Origin of the sequence: Archangium gephyra, from assembly GCF_042230915.1 — a bacterium.
In the GTDB taxonomy this organism is placed as follows: domain Bacteria; phylum Myxococcota; class Myxococcia; order Myxococcales; family Myxococcaceae; genus Archangium; species Archangium gephyra_B.
Genome location: NZ_CP102578.1, coordinates 3,843,216 through 3,857,729, shown reverse-complemented (window position 1 = coordinate 3,857,729; position 14,514 = coordinate 3,843,216). Strand labels below are relative to the sequence as shown.

Annotated in this window: 13 protein-coding genes; 6 read left to right on the top strand and 7 right to left on the bottom strand. The window is 69.6% G+C overall.

Annotated elements, in window-relative coordinates:
- The first annotated feature begins 34 nt into the window (after nt 1-34).
- The 4 genes from NR798_RS15505 (at nt 35) to NR798_RS15490 (ending at nt 5,901) form a co-directional block, all read left to right on the top strand.
- Nucleotides 35-2,290, top strand: coding sequence for a hypothetical protein (locus NR798_RS15505; RefSeq protein ID WP_375772245.1), 2,256 nt, complete (start codon nt 35-37; stop codon nt 2,288-2,290).
- A gap of 129 nt (nt 2,291-2,419) precedes the next feature.
- On the top strand, nt 2,420-4,021 hold the full coding sequence (locus NR798_RS15500) for an N-acetylmuramoyl-L-alanine amidase (protein ID WP_375772244.1): 1,602 nt from the start codon (nt 2,420-2,422) through the stop codon (nt 4,019-4,021).
- A 189-nt stretch (nt 4,022-4,210) separates the two neighbouring features.
- Entirely contained in the window at nt 4,211-5,320 is a 1,110-nt protein-coding gene (locus NR798_RS15495) for an XdhC family protein (protein ID WP_375772243.1), read from the top strand.
- Nucleotides 5,317-5,901, top strand: coding sequence for an NTP transferase domain-containing protein (locus NR798_RS15490; RefSeq protein WP_375772242.1), 585 nt, complete (start codon nt 5,317-5,319; stop codon nt 5,899-5,901). Before NR798_RS15495 ends, NR798_RS15490 begins: the two co-directional genes overlap by 4 nt.
- A 14-nt stretch (nt 5,902-5,915) precedes the next feature.
- On the opposite strand, the gene NR798_RS15485 is transcribed toward NR798_RS15490, so the two are convergent.
- On the bottom strand, nt 5,916-6,467 hold the full coding sequence (locus NR798_RS15485) for a thiol-disulfide oxidoreductase DCC family protein (RefSeq protein WP_375772241.1): 552 nt from the start codon (nt 6,465-6,467) through the stop codon (nt 5,916-5,918).
- An 8-nt stretch (nt 6,468-6,475) separates the two neighbouring features.
- Nucleotides 6,476-6,943 carry a hypothetical protein gene (locus tag NR798_RS15480; RefSeq protein ID WP_375772240.1) on the bottom strand — a complete coding sequence of 156 codons (468 nt, stop codon included), beginning with the start codon at nt 6,941-6,943 and terminating at the stop codon, nt 6,476-6,478.
- Between the two features lie 481 nt (nt 6,944-7,424).
- On the opposite strand from NR798_RS15480, the gene NR798_RS15475 reads away from it, so the two are divergent.
- Nucleotides 7,425-8,264 carry a hypothetical protein gene (locus NR798_RS15475; protein ID WP_375772239.1) on the top strand — a complete coding sequence of 280 codons (840 nt, stop codon included), beginning with the start codon at nt 7,425-7,427 and terminating at the stop codon, nt 8,262-8,264.
- Nucleotides 8,265-8,332: 68 nt separating this feature from the next.
- On the opposite strand, the gene NR798_RS15470 is transcribed toward NR798_RS15475, so the two are convergent.
- The 5 genes from NR798_RS15470 to NR798_RS15450 form a co-directional block, all read right to left on the bottom strand.
- Entirely contained in the window at nt 8,333-9,004 is a 672-nt protein-coding gene (locus NR798_RS15470; protein ID WP_375772238.1) for a hypothetical protein, read from the bottom strand.
- Nucleotides 9,005-9,093: 89 nt separating this feature from the next.
- Nucleotides 9,094-9,765 (bottom strand): hypothetical protein, encoded by a 672-nt coding sequence (locus NR798_RS15465; RefSeq protein WP_375772237.1) that lies wholly within the window; start codon nt 9,763-9,765, stop codon nt 9,094-9,096.
- A 15-nt stretch (nt 9,766-9,780) separates the two neighbouring features.
- Nucleotides 9,781-11,523 carry a hypothetical protein gene (locus tag NR798_RS15460; RefSeq protein ID WP_375772236.1) on the bottom strand — a complete coding sequence of 581 codons (1,743 nt, stop codon included), beginning with the start codon at nt 11,521-11,523 and terminating at the stop codon, nt 9,781-9,783.
- Nucleotides 11,505-12,965, bottom strand: a complete 1,461-nt coding sequence (locus tag NR798_RS15455) for a serine/threonine-protein kinase (protein WP_375772235.1) — start codon at nt 12,963-12,965, stop codon at nt 11,505-11,507. The genes NR798_RS15460 and NR798_RS15455 overlap by 19 nt, the downstream gene beginning before the upstream one ends.
- Nucleotides 12,962-13,684, bottom strand: a complete 723-nt coding sequence (locus tag NR798_RS15450; protein ID WP_375772234.1) for an RNA polymerase sigma factor — start codon at nt 13,682-13,684, stop codon at nt 12,962-12,964. Before NR798_RS15450 ends, NR798_RS15455 begins: the two co-directional genes overlap by 4 nt.
- A gap of 232 nt (nt 13,685-13,916) precedes the next feature.
- On the opposite strand from NR798_RS15450, the gene NR798_RS15445 reads away from it, so the two are divergent.
- Nucleotides 13,917-14,393, top strand: a complete 477-nt coding sequence (locus tag NR798_RS15445) for a hypothetical protein (protein ID WP_375772233.1) — start codon at nt 13,917-13,919, stop codon at nt 14,391-14,393.
- Nucleotides 14,394-14,514: the final 121 nt, after the last annotated feature.

Genomic DNA, 14,514 nt, shown 5'->3' with positions numbered 1-14,514 from the left:
TCTGACGAACGAACAGGAGTCGAGGCAGCGGGGTTTGGAGCGCGTAGCCCCCCTGGTGGTGGCCCTGGTGCTGGCGGGCTTCTACGCACCTCTCTGGCTGGGACAGCAACTCTACCGGCGCGACACGTGGCGGATGATGGTGCCCTGCCGGGCCTACGTCGGCGAGCGGCTGCGCGCCGGGGAGTTCCCCTCCTGGTTCCCCTATGAGTCGCTCGGGAGCCCCTTCCACGCCCAGGCGGTGTGCGGGGTGCTCCACCCGTTGACGTGGCTGTCCGCCTGGCTGCGCCCCGAGCTCGTCATCACCCTGCAGAGCCTGTGCGCGGTGGCGCTCGCGGCCTGGGGCACCTGGCGGCTGGCCCGGCTGTTCGGCGCGCAGCGCGGTGGCAGCGCGGCGGCGGCGGTGGCGTATGCGCTCGGCGGCTACCTCACCTCGGAGACCGCCAACATCGTCTACTTGTGGGGGGCCGCCGTCCTGCCCCTGCAGCTCTACGCCTTCGGCCGCGCGGCCCTGCGCGGCTGGGACCGCGCCCACTTCGCGCTGGCGCTCGGCGCGAGCGCGTCCACGCTGCTCATCGGCGACATCCAGGGCACCTACCTCTTCACGCTGGCCGCCGGGCTCTTCGGGCTGGCCCTGGCGGCGGGGCGCTGGCGGTCCTATCTCGCCGGCTGTGCGATGTGCGCGGTGCTGCTCGCGGGCGTGTGCGCGGCCCAGCTCCTGCCCACCTGGAAGCTGCTGCAGTCGAGCGCTCGTGCCGGAGGAGTCAGCTGGGAGGATGCGACGTACTGGTCGCTCCACCCGCTCCGGCTGCCGGAGCTCCTCCTGCCGGGCCTCTCCCCCCTCGGAGCCCCAGGCCGGGCCCAGGCCCTCTTCGGCTCCGTGCCGGGCTACCTCTATTGGGCCGAGGCGCTCGGCGGCAGTGCCCTGGTGTCCTTCCTCGCCGTGCTCGGGCTGTTGCACCCGGGCGTGTCACGGCGGGTGCGCGGAGTGCTCGCGGGCCTGGCGCTGGTGGGGCTGCTGCTCGCGCTCGGCCGGTACGGCGGCCTCTACCGGCTCGCCTTCGCGGTGCTCCCGCTGCTCAACAGCTTCCGCTGGCCGGAGAAGCTGGTGCCCCTCTTCCTCGTGCCCTGGGCCGTGCTCGCCGCGCTGGGCTGGAGCCGGGCCCTGGAGGGACGGTGGCGCCCCGCGGCGTTCGCCACGGGCGGCCTGGGCCTGCTCGCCCTCGGGGCCCTCGCGGCCTCCGGCGCCTTCTCCGCCCAGTGGGGGGACTACCTCGGGGACGTGGGCCTCTCGCTCGCCTTCGGTGCCGGAGTGCTGGGCCTGAGCGCGCTCCTGGCGCGGGTGGGCGTGGGACTGCGCGGCCCCATCCTCCTGGGCCTGGTGCTCCTGGAGACCGCCGCCAGCAGCCTGCCCGCCCTCGACGTGCGGCCCCTCGACGACTCGGCCTCGCCCCCCGTCACCGTCGAGCCGCTGCGCGCCATGGGGGTGGGGCTCGGGAAGAGGCGCGTCATGAACCTCGGCATCGGCACCCTCCTCCTGGACGAGAGCGGCTTGGCCACCGAGGCCGAGCGGCACCGGGTGGATATCGAGCGCGACGCGATGCTCGCCCTGATGGGAGGCCCCTACGGCATCGAGGTGCCCGACCTCTATTTCCAGGGACACCCGCCGCTGCTCCCCGAGCTGTTCGGGGCGGGGCTGCAGTGGGTGCAGGCACTCGCGCCTCGCTTGAACGTGGGCGCGGCGCTCACCCTGGAGTCCTACGGGCCGGACCTGGTGGGGCTGGGCTTCCAGCCGCGCGGGCAGACGAGCACGGGCGTGGCCCTCTTCGAGCTGCCCCAGGTCTGGCCCCGCGCCTACCTCGCCGCGCCACGGGCGCTGGTGCCTGGAAGCACGCCGCGCGATCAACTCGCCGCGCTGGAGCGGGGCACCGTGCTCGTCCCCGGATGGGCCGAGCCCCCAGGGCCTCCCGTCACCGGCTCGGCCCGCATCACCGCGTATGCCCCCGAGGAGGTACGGGTGGCCGTCCAGGCCGACGCGCCCGGGGTGCTCGTCCTCAATGACTTGCACAGCCCTGGCTGGAGCGCCACCCTGGGAGGCACGCCCACGCCCCTGCTCGGCGTCAACCTGGTGGTGCGCGGCGTGCGCGTCCCGGCGGGCACGCACGAGGTGGTGTTCCGCTACGAAGCGCCGGGCCTTTCCACGGGCCTGGCCCTCAGTGCGCTCTCCCTGGTGCTCCTCGCGCTCCTGCTGCTGTGGCGTTGGCCCTGGCGCCAACTCTGTCCAATGTCCTGAAAACTTAGTTTCCCAGAAAAAATGGGCTTCCTATGAAGCCCAATTATATGCATCCTCCTGCGCGCGGCCCCCCCGGGTAGGGGGTGACGCCGTTCCTCACCCCCGATTCTTCCCCCCCAAGGAGTGTGCATGAAGACCTTCTCCAAGCCGTTGGCCACCCTGGCCGCCGCGCTCGCCCTGGCGGCGTGCGGTCCTCAGGAGCCCACCACCCCCCAGACGCCGGCCACCCACGAGGACGTTCGTCCCGAGGCCGAGCGCACCCCGTACCAGCTGGACGCCGCCTTCGCGAAGGCGGGCGCGGACTTCGGCGTTCCGGCGGACCTGCTCAAGGCCATCTCCTACACCGAGACCCGGTGGGAGATGGTGCAGGGCAGCGAGGAGTTCCAGGGCATGCCCGCGGCGTACGGCCTGATGGGCCTGCGCGGCGAGAAGCTCTCCGAGGGCGCGCGCCTGGCCGGCGTGTCCGAGGAGGCGGTGCGCACCCAGCCCGAGGCCAACATCCGGGCCGCCGCGGCGCTGCTGTCCTCGTACGCGGACGAGCTGAAGGTGGAGCGTGCGGACCTGAGCGCGTGGGCCCCGGCCGCCGCGAAGCTCAGCGGCATCGAGAACACCGAGGCGCAGGCGCAGTACATCCACAACGGCGTGTATGACATCCTCCGCAAGGGCGCGGTGGCCCAGACGCCCGCGGGCGAGCTGGCCGTGTCGCTGATGCCCAACCAGGTGCAGGCCCAGTTCGCCTCCTCGGGCATGGTGCGCTCGATGAGCGCGGACTACGCGGCCGCCATCTGGCGTCCCTCGCCCAACTACGGCTCGCGGCCGTCGGGCACGGACATCCAGATGATCGTCATCCACACCTGCGAGGGTGGCTACTCCGGCTGCTGGAGCTGGCTGACCAACTCCTCTGCCCAGGCCAGCGCGCACTACGTGGTGAACGAGAGCGGCTCGGAGATCACCCAGCTGGTGCTCGAGGCCAACCGCGCCTGGCACGTGGCGGCCAGCTATGACTGCAACCTCAACGGCGGCGTCATGTGCGGTCTGCAGGGCGTGTCGGTGAACAACTTCTCGGTGGGCATCGAGCACGGCGGCTACGCCAGCCAGTCGTCCTTCCCGACGGGGCAGATCGACACCTCGGCGAAGCTCTCGTGCGACATCTCGCGCGACCGCACGGTGGTGCGCGACAGCTACCACATCGTGGCGCACGGGCGGCTGCAGCCCTCCACCCGTACGGACCCGGGCCCCAACTGGCCGTGGAGCACGTACATCAGCAAGATCAAGTCCTACTGCGGTGACGGCACGTCCACCCCGACCACGGGCCTGATCGTCGACAACGACAACGCCCTCAACGACCGCACCAAGGGCTACATCGAGCTGACGGGGGCCTGGACGGCCTCGTCGGGCACGGCGGGCTACTACGGCTCCAACTACCTGTACGCCTCGACGGCGGCGGTCTCCGAGCCGGCGACGTTCTGGTTCTACCTGCCGGCGGCGGCCACCAAGACGATCGACGCGCGGTGGACGTCGGGCACCAACCGCTCGGCGGCCGCGCCCTTCATCATCACCAACGCCAGCGGCACCAACCTGGCCACGGTGTACAAGAACCAGCAGACGGGCGGTGGCGCGTGGAACGCGCTCGGCACGTGGAGCTTCCCGGCCGGCTGGAACAAGGTGCAGCTGAGCCGCTGGGCCGCCGACGGCTTCGTCGTCGTCGCCGACGCCATCCAGGTCCGGTAGTGCCGTCGTGACGTGAAGGAGGTCCCGGGCGCCGTGTGAGGCCCCGGGGCCTCCCGTAAAACCGGGTCAGCGGCCCAGGCCATGTCCGCCAGGCTGCTTTCCGCCGGCGAGAGGCCTCCGCCCGAAATCCCGGGTGGTAGAGTGCCTTCCCTCGCTCCCGCGACTCCGAGGAGCGGTGGGAGACACACCGTGAAGGAGCTGGAGGACATCCTGCGTGCCCGGGCCCGCGCGCGGGGGCCGCTCGTGCTGGCCACCGTGGTGGCCGTGTCTGGCTCGGCGTACCGGCGGCCCGGCGCGCGCATGCTGATGGCCGAGGAGGGCCGGCTCGCCGGTGGCGTGAGCGGCGGGTGCCTGGAGCGGGACGTCGTCCGCAAGGCCTTCTTCTGGACGTCTGGCGGCCCCCATGTGCTGCGCTACGACTCCACCGTCGACAGCACCGAGGACGAGGACGGCCTGACGTTCGCGCTCGGGTGCAACGGCGTGGTGGACATCCTGCTCGAGCGCTGCGAGCCCGGGCCGGTGGATGCGCTCGCCTTCGCCGAGGAAGCCCGGAAGCGCGCCCAGCGCGCGGTGCTCGCCACGGTGTACCGGGGTGGCGAGGTGGGCGCGCGGCTGCTGCTGCGCGAGGACGGCGAGGAGGCCAGCAACCTGTCCGCCTCCCTGCGAGACGCGGTGCGCGCCGCGGCCGGCGAGGCGCTCGAGGCGGGACGCACCTGGAGTGGCCCGTGTGGCGGCGCGGAGGTGCTGGTGGAGGTGGTGGATCCGCCTCCCCCGGTAGTGCTGTTCGGCGGCGGCTTCGACGTGGCGCCGGTGGTGGTGCAGGCCGCGAACCTCGGCTGGCACGTCACGGTGGTGGCGGACAAGCCCGCGGAGCTGTTGCGCCAGCGCTTTCCCCGGGCCCATGCCGTGGTGGCGACGAAGGCCCGCGACGTGCTCGACACGGTGCCCCTCTCTCCGCGCACGCTCGCGGTGGTGATGACGCACAGCCTGCCGCAGGATCGCGAGCTGCTCGCCCGGCTGATGCCGTCCTCGCTGCGGTACCTGGGCGTGCTGGGGCCCCGCTCGCGCACGGACCGGCTGCTGGGTGAGCTGTCCCCCGCCCCCACTGCCGAGCAGCTCGACAAGCTGCACGCGCCCATCGGGCTGGACGTGGGCGCCGAGGGCGCCGAGGAGGTCGCGCTCTCCATCGTGGCCGAGCTGAGGGCCGTGCTGGCGCGGCGCGAGGGCGGCAAGCTCCGCGAGCGTCAGGCCCCCATCCACGCGGACGCCCCCTCGCCGGCGTCGCGGAGACTCGCGTGAGGGTGGGCGCGGTGGTGCTGGCCGCGGGAGGCTCCTCGCGGCTGGGGCGCCCCAAGCAGTTGCTCGTACACGAGGGACGGGCCCTGGTGCGCCGCGCGGCCGAGGCCGCCGTGGCCGCTGGCTGTGAGCCGGTGGTGGTGGTGCTCGGAGCGCACGGCGAGGCCGTGGCCGCGGAGCTCGCCGGCCTGCCGGTGCGGACGGTGGACAACCCGGAGTGGCAGGTGGGGATGGGAGGCTCCCTGCGGGTGGGCGTGAGGGCCCTGCCCGAGGTGGAGGCAGTGCTGGTGCTGCTGTGCGACCAGCTCCGCGTCGACGCCGCGCACCTGGGGGCGCTGGTGGACACCTTCGCGCGGACGCGCTCGCCCATCGTGGCCTCGGGTTACGAGGGAGCACGGGGGGTGCCCGCCCTGTTCTCCCGCGCGCTGCGTCCCGAGCTGGAGGCACTCGAGGCCGACCAGGGGGCGCGCAAGGTGATCGTCCGGGACGCCTCGCGCGTGGTGGAGGTCCCCCTGCCGGGCGGCGGCGAGGACGTGGACACGGCCGCGGACCTCTCCCTCCTCTCCCCTCGCGCCGGGGGATAGAGCCCATCCGGCGTTCAGCCTGGGCCCAGCCCGCCGACCACGTCCGCCAGGCAGTGAGGGCAGGCGGTACGGCCCTCCGCCATGGGCCGGGCACACCACTCGCACCGCACCATGCGCGGCAGGCGGCAGGCCCCGTCCTCCGGGGCGCACTTCGGGGCACCCGGAGGTCCGGCTTCTCGCTCCAGGTGCTGCCGCACGGCCTCGTCCTCCAGGTGCAGCCAGCCGGACAGCTTGCGGCGGTTGCTGGAGAGCAGCTCGAAGGCGTTGCGCGCGAGCGGCATCAACGCGGGCCGGGACAAGCGCTGCGCCCAGGCCCGGTAGTCCTCCAGCGCCCACAGCACCATCAACCACGCCTGGGTGTCCCGGTAGACGCCGCCCTCGTCGTCCACCACCACCAGCTCCTCCTTGGAGTCCGAGCGGCGCAGCTCGGGAAAACGCCTCGCCGCCGCCTCGCCTCCCGCCGGAAGGCATTCGAGCTCCACCAGCATGCGCTGCGCTCCCAGCCACCGGGCACAGCTCACGCAGAAGCCACAGGTCTCGTCGTACAGCACGCTGAGGGAATGCATGGCTGGCCTCACACGCCCTCGGTCACGGGGAGCTGCTGCTGCGGGGCCACCCGGGTGTATTCACGCGGCAGCACGGGCGGCGGCTGATGACGCACCTGGCTCGAGCGGCGGATGCGGTTGAAGACATACAGGTTGAAGAAGTGCATGGCACCCAGCACCACCATCACCCAGCCCACCTTGGTGCAGACCAGCTCGATGACCTCCTGCACCGTCCAGATGGTCCGGTGCTCCTTCAGCGACAGGGCCACGTACCCGATGTTCATCAGGTAGAAGCCCACCACCAGCAGGTGGTTCACCGAGTCCGCCAGACGCTCCTTGCCCAGGAAGGCATCGTGCAGGAAGTGCGCGCCGTTGCGTTGCAGCGTCCTGGCCACCCACACCGTCAGCCCGATGCTCACCACCAGGTAGAGCAGGTAGGCCGCCACCATGAAGGTGCTCGACTCGGGTACGGGGGTCGCCAGCGAGGTCGGATCCATGACACGTCTCCCTCGGGGAGCGCGGCCGCCCGGGGCTCCAGTGCCCCTTCGTGGGTTGGCGCCGCCCTCCCCTTCCATCAGGGAGTACCGGGAGAATCATCCGCGGTTGCGGGGGGCCTTTTTATTCACGTGCCCGCGGCCTGGAGCCGGGCGATCCACTCCCGGATTTCCTCGTTGGCCCACTGAGCCTCGTCTCCCTAGACTCCGAATTCACCTCCGCACCGACTGCGGGATGGCCCCACATGAGACCGGCATCTGTCGCACATCGAGCCACCGCAGTAAGCCTCGCTTTCATCCTTGTGGCCTGTTGGATCAAGGAGAACCGCAACAACATCCTGATGGGGACTGTCGTGGTCATCGCGGGTGTTGCTTTCGTCGCCGTCGTGGTGGGGTCGGGAGGTGGAGGGCTGGCGCTACTCCCCCTCATGACCATGGCCTCGTCAAACCCGACGCCCGCGTTTGAAATGCTAGCGGTGAAGCCGTGACGATCTTCGAGTTGCTTTCGAATGCCGAGCTATTGGTTGCAAACCGCTGGCGAGCGACACGGACACGTGAGGACGAAGGGCTGTACCGCTTGATACAAGAAGCGAACTTCTACATATGGCGCACGGGCCAGGTGTATCGCTTCGAGGATTACCTCGGACGCGCTGTCGGCGGTGGTCACGCTGCCGAAGCAACCTCGTGGAGCGGTGAGTACAGCGAGAGTCTCAGCAAGGCCCGGGAGATTCTCTCGCGGATTCGCGATTCCCAGCAGTCACCAAGTGACCGGCGCCTCGTTCAAGTCGCCATCGACGAACTCGAGTTCATTCGTTCAACCGGCCAGCAGGACGACTTCTACGATTATCTCAAGACGTTCTATGGGAATCCGCCGCCCGTCATCGCCCGCTTCGACACTCTTCAAGAGGCAGAGACGTGGCTGAACAATCTCGCCGAGCCACCGAGCCATGCCTATGTCCTCGTAGGGGATGAGTATCTCGAACTCATCTATTTTCGCGACAGGGCCGTGCGTGCGTTCGCGCGCGAGTACACCCTGGAGCGCTTCATCGAGGCCGTCACGAAGCGAGGACTACCTCCTCCAGCAGCGGCCTTCACCACCCGCGCCGAAGCGGAGGCGTGGTGGGCGGACCACCCGGCGCCTCCCATCTCGGTCTTCATCCAGGTCGCGGGTGAGCACTACCTCGCCATCCATCACCGGAAGATTGCTCACCGCACCCTTCATCCCATTTCAATCCTGAGGGGCTGGGAGGAAGAGAAGAAGAGGATCGAGGAGATGGAGAAGGCGCAGCAGGCAGAGGAGGACCCCTCCGACACGGAGGGATGAGGCGCAGCAGGCGTCCCCCATGGACAAGCCACTCCAGTCCGTGAAGCCGATGCGCGCGCCTGGACAGCTCACGCGCCTGCGGCTCGGAGTTGTGCGATCCACGCCCGGATTTCCTCGTGGGTCCGTTGGGCATCGACCCCCTCCCGGAACATCAGGAAGTCGAAGCGGCCGTCCACCAGCATGCGCATCAGCGGCCGGTCCGCGGCGATGAGTTCCGGCACCTCCCAGGGGAAGGCGGGCCAGGCACCTCGTTCCTGACCAACATCGAGCGTCTCGTAAACGAGCTTCAGGTAGCGGGCGTAGGTATCGAAGAAGCGGTCTACGCTGGACGCAATGGGGAGAGCGTAGATGTCCTCGTAAGGGTCGACCTCGACGACCGGTTGGAAGCCATGCGCATCCGCCAAGCTCGGAACCGTGGCGTAGGTATAGGACGAGGCATCCTGGCAGCCGAAAATGAGAAGAGAGCGGAACGGCTCGGGCCAGTAGCGCTGGGCGTGCTCGTTCGCCGTGAGAATGCCATTCACCTGCTCATCACAGGGCTCTACGAAGAGATCGAGGTCGAGATGGAGCCCGCCCAGCAGTGAGTAGAAGGCTGCCAGCATCGGGTCCAGGGGCCGGCCCAGCACTGGCACACCTGTAGTCAGCGCACCTCCCCAGGGCTTTCGACTGCTGGCTCTGACGGGGTACTTCTCGCAGGCCGCGAGCAGCCGCTCGAGTCCGGGCATGGGAATGTCCGTCATACGCATTTTTCCTATTCACCTCGCAACCAGAGCACGAACATCCTTAACATTACCGCAAGCGCTACTGTCCACCTTCATCCGTGGACAAGTTACGTGCTCACGGCTCGAAGTTGTGCGATCCACTCCCGGATTTCCTTGTTGGCCCTCCGGGCCTCGACTCCCTCCCGGAACATCAGGAAGTCGAAGCGGCCATCCACAATCATGCCCATCAGCGTCCGGTCGGCGGCAATGAGTTCCGGCACATCCCAGGGAAAGACGGGCCAGGCACCGCGCTCCTCGCGGATTTCTGGCGTCTCATAGACGAGCGTCAGGTAGTGAGCGTAGGTGTCGAAGAAGCGGTCCACATTGGAGGCAATGGGGAGTGCATAGAAATCCTCGTAGGGGTTGACCTCGACAACCGGTTGAAATCCCTGCGCATCCGCCAGACTCGGGGCCGTGGCGTAGGTATAGGACAGCGCCTCCTGGCCTCCGAAAACGAGGAGCGACCGGAACGGCTCGGGCCAGTGCCGCTGAACGTGCTCGTTCGCCATGAGGATGCCATTCACCTGCTCATCGCATGCATTGACGTAGAGGCCGGAATCGAGCAGTAGCCCGCCCAGCCGTGAATAGAAGGCAGCCAGCATCGGGTCCAAGGGTCGGCTCAGAAGTAGCGAGCCCGCAGTCGGCGCACCTCCCCAGGACTTTCGAATCCTGGCCTGGACGAGGTACTTCTCACAAACCGCCAGTAGTCTTTCGAGTCCGGGCATGGGAAGTTCTTTCATCAGCGTCTCTCCTCATCACCTCGCGACCAGGGCACGAACATCGTTCAGCGCCGCCGCCGTAGCCTTTTCGAGCAGAGCGTCTGACTGGCCCGGTGCATATACCTTGTCGAACCAGCACCCGAAATGATGCTCGGTGATGACCACCATCTTCTTCACCTGTTCGGGATTTGCCGTATCACCGGCCTTTATTCGAAAGAGATTCCACATCTTGTTGATACCCTCGTGAGCGGGCTTGCCCAGGGCCTTGAGATTGGCAGCAGCGTTGATGTCCAAATCGGGAAAGAGGTGGGCATACTCCAGAGGGATGAGATGGTGGACGTCGTATTGGTTCCCCTCAGCGTCCCTCAGCAATTTTTTCAGCTCGGGATGGAGGACATCATAGAAATCACTCTTGGCCTTGGCGCGAAGCGCGTTCTTTGGCTTGTCCTCCAACTTGACGGTGAGCGACTGCTCCATGCGCCGCAGGAGTTCGGTGAGTTCTTTGCGCTCGGCGGCGGAGAGGGAATCGAAGCCCTCCGTCTCCACCTTCACGAAGAGCCGCCGCAACAGTTCCTGGTCCTTGCGCCCCGCCCGGACGAGTTGCGTGCGCAACCAGCGCATCCCCTCGACGCCGCCCCGGGTCACCACCCGCATCACCGTGGGCGCCAGCGCCTCGAAGGCCAGGTGCAGGCCCTTGCCCACCAGTCCCCCGACGACGCAGAGGGCCACCTGCTCCAGGGTGAAGGCCCCCGCCAGCTTCACCGAGTCCACCATCTCCTCGCGGTAGCGGTGGAAGATGTCCGCGTGCAGCAGGCGGTACTCGCGCAGCACGTCCTCCACCGCCTCGTCCGGAGGCTCCGGCCGCAACGTCTCCGCCCGCTCTACCCGCCAGTGCGAAGTGGCGCTCGCCCCCTCATGCGTCCCGGACAGTTCCACCCGCACCGTGCGTGGGCCCAGTCCCCGCGTGAAGGGCAATACCGCCAGCGAGAGGGCCTGCGCCGCCCGCGCGTCCGCGGGGTGCACCCTTCCACCTGACCCGGCCTGGTAGGGCCCCGATTTCCAGCCCGTCAGCCGGTCATCTTCCAGGGTAAGCTCCACCCTCATGCGCGCCGAAGCGCCCGCGGGCACCTGGAGCAGGCGCACCACCTGCTTCGTCATGGCCTGCACCGCCAGGAGCGGCCCGGCGGTGGGCCCCATCCGCCGCGACGGATGTTTCCTCGCCTCCGGGGGCTCCTCCAGGGAGGCCGCCCTGTAGTCCACCCTCCAACGGCTCCGCTCCCGGTGCAGCGTGAAGGCCAGCGCTCCCGTGCGCGTCTCGGCGAGCAGGGTGAGCAGCCCCCGCAGCTCTTGCGTGAAGACCTCTGCCTTCGCGGCCTGGCCCGTCTCGCCTCCCGCTGCGCCCCGGCGCTGGGACAGCGGCGTGAAGGCTCCGCGCTCTACCCAGAAGGCAAGCTCCAACTCCGTGCCCACCTGCTGCTCGCCGCTGGCCGCTTCCCACATCCGCGCCAGGACCCACTCCACCTCCGCCCGCCGTGCCTCGGCGTCCGCCTCGTTCTCCGAGGCAGAGGTGCCCCACTGGGTGGAGACAAGCGTCGCCTCGCCCGGAGATGACGCGTGCTCAGGCTGGGAGAAGCCGCCGCGGCCATCGAGCGGCACGCTTGCGCATCCCTGCACCAGCAATACCGCGAGCCCCACCGTCACCGCCCGCCTCCATCCGCTGTGCGTCATCGAGCCGTCGCTCCGCGCGAAGGCGATGCCGCTCAGGGCTGCCAGCGCCACAGGTACAGGCCGAACTCGAACATCGGCGGGGTGAGCATCAGGACCAGCCCCACCCAGAGCAGCGGCTCGCGGGAGAGTGGGCGCTGGCGCCTCCAGGCCTCCAGGGTGGAGACGCACAGCAGGTAGAGCGCCGACAGTTCCAGCAGCCCCCCCACCAGCGGCATGAACGGAGGCATGGAGATGCCCGCGCCCCACTCCAGCACGCCTCGCAAGGCGAACAGTCCCGAGCAGGCGCACGCCACCCCCAGGAAGGGCCGGCCCTCGCGCAACGGCACCTCCGGCGCGGGCGCGTCCAGGCCCTCGTGGCGCCAGTGCCTGCGCAGCAGCCCGTAGGCCGCCAGCGCCACCGCGAGCCCCGCCACCGCTCCCAGAATGGGGCCCGTCTCGAAGCGCGCCCGCGTCACCCACCGCCCATCCGCCAGCCGGGCCGCGGGCTGCATGGTGAGTGGATCCAACTCGTGCGGCGCCACCACCCGCGGCGTCACCGACACCACGAGCGCCCAGAGCACCAGCGCGCTCGCCACCGCCTGGAGCACCGCCACCGCCCGCAGCCAGATGGCCTCGTCTGGAGGCAGCGCCGCCTCCTCCGCTCCATCCGCCAGCCGCCTCAGGTCCAGCCCCAGCGCCTGCGCGCTGGCGTAGCGCCGCGAGGGCTCGAGCGCCACCGCCCGCCGCACCACCGCCCCCAGTGCCCCCGTCAACGAGGGCGCCCCCGCAACCGGGGGCCGGCCCGTCACCAACTCGTGCAGCAGCACGCCCACCGCGTACACGTCCATGCGCGGGTCCGGCGGCGCTCCGGTGAGCGCCTCGGGGGACATGTACTCGGGAGTGCCCACCACGGCGTGCGCGGCGGTGAGCGTGTCCCGCGGCCCCTCCTGGCGCACGATGCGGGCAATCCCGAAGTCCGTCACCTTCACCCGGCCCTCCGCCTCCACCAGGATGTTGGCCGGCTTGATGTCCCGGTGCACCACGCCCCGCGCGTGCGCGTAGGCCAGCGCGTCGCACACCTGCAGCACCACCCGCACCGCCTGCGCCGGAGCCATCGGCAGCAGCTCCGCCAGCGACCGGCCCTCCACCAGCTCCATCACCAGGAAGCGCTCGCCCTCCTCGTCGCCGAAGTCGTGCACCCGGACGATGTTCGGATGATCCATCAGCGCCAGCGCCCGCGCCTCCCGGGTGAAGCGCGCCTGCGCCTCGGGGTTGGCAGCCACCTCGCCCGCGAGGAACTTCACCGCCACCGGCCGGTCCAGCCTCACGTGGCGCGCGCGGAAGACCCGGCCCATGCCGCCCCGGCCGATCTCCTCCTCCAGCTCCAGCGAGCCGATCCGCCCCGGATCCTCCACGTCCTCGTCCAGCAGGCAGCCCGGACACACCGACAGGCGGCCCCCCGACACGGGCGTTCCGCAGCGGGGACAGCGCGCACTCAGCGCCTCGGCGCTCATCGCTTCAACACCCGGAGCAGCTCGGCGAGCTCGGCCTCCGCCTCCTCCGGCCCTCCCACCGTGTCCGCCACCTCATCGCGCACCAGCTCGCGGTAGCGCACCCGCGCCCGGTGGAGGAACGTCTTGAGCTGCGGCAGCGACATGCCGTGTGCCTCCGCCGCCTCCCGGTAGCTCGGCGGCTCGCCCGGACGGAAGAACTGGAGCACCAGCGCGAAGGGGCCCCGGCGCGCCCCGCTCTCGTACTCCTCCTTCAGCCTCCCCAGGGCCCGCTCCATGACACTCGCCGCCCACTCCCGCTCGAAGGCCTCGTCCGGGCCCTGCGCGTCCTCGGAGGCGATGCGCTCGGCCAGCTCGAAGTCCAGCGGCATGGGCGTCACGCCTCCTCCCCGCCGGGCGGCGCTCTCGCGCTCGTGGCGGTGGACGAGGTGGTTGCGCGCCGCCGTCAGCAGGTAGCCCCGCAGCCGGCCCTTCTCGGGGTTCAGCCGCTCGAGGAAGTCGTGCTCCAGCAGCCGCACAAGCAGGTCCTGCACGGCGTCGCGCGCGGGCTCCGCGTCCAGCCCCTGGCGGCGCATGAAGACGTAGAGCGGGCGCCAGTAGGTGCGCAGCAACGACTCGAGCGCCGCGCGGCGCGCCTCCGGCGAGGCCCGTGCCGACCGGATGAGGGTCCAGCGCGTGGGTGGGAAGGAGCCCGGCCCTTCCTCTCGCGGATCTGCGCTCATGGAGGACGTTCTAGCGCACTTCCGGGGCGGCCTTCTCGGGGGGGGGCGCTGACCGGGAGTGCACACCCGCGCCGGGCTCTGCTCGCTGCCGGACACGCTTCCTCCGCCCCCGGAAGCAGCGCCTCCGTTTCACTGGAGGAAAAGTCCCCACCGCGTTGTCCGGGGGGGTCCTCCTCTCTAGTGTCCCCGACCCGAAGCAACACTCCCAGTCACACCCGCACGAGGACGAACCATGACGCCTGCCTCCCAGATGCCGATGCAGTCCGGAATGAACCCCATGATGGGCATGAACCAGATGCCGATGATGGGCATGAACCCGATGATGGGCGGGATGAACCCCATGATGATGGGCGGCATGAACCCGATGATGGGCGGCATGATGCCCATGCCGATGATGGGCGGCATGAACCCCATGATGATGGGCGGCATGATGGGCATGAACCCGATGATGGGCGGCATGATGGGCATGAACCCGATGATGGGCGGCATGCCGATGATGATGCCCATGATGATGCGCATGCCGATGATGGCCCGGATGACCTGTGAGATGGGCAAGGACGGCATGATGTGCCGGATGATGCCCATGGACGCCGGCCAGATGGAGATGATGAAGGAGTGCTGTGACGCGATGAACTCCATGATGGCCATGGGGATGCCGATGATGATGATGTGCAACGGCATGCCCATGATGATGGCCACCGCGAAGTAGGCCGCGAAGCAGTACCAGGCCCCCGAGGGCCTGAAGCACGAGAGCCGGCGAGCGCCCCACGGGCCCGCCGGCTCTTCGTGTTTCCGGGGACCGCTTTGGATTTCGAAGGAGCAGCTCCATG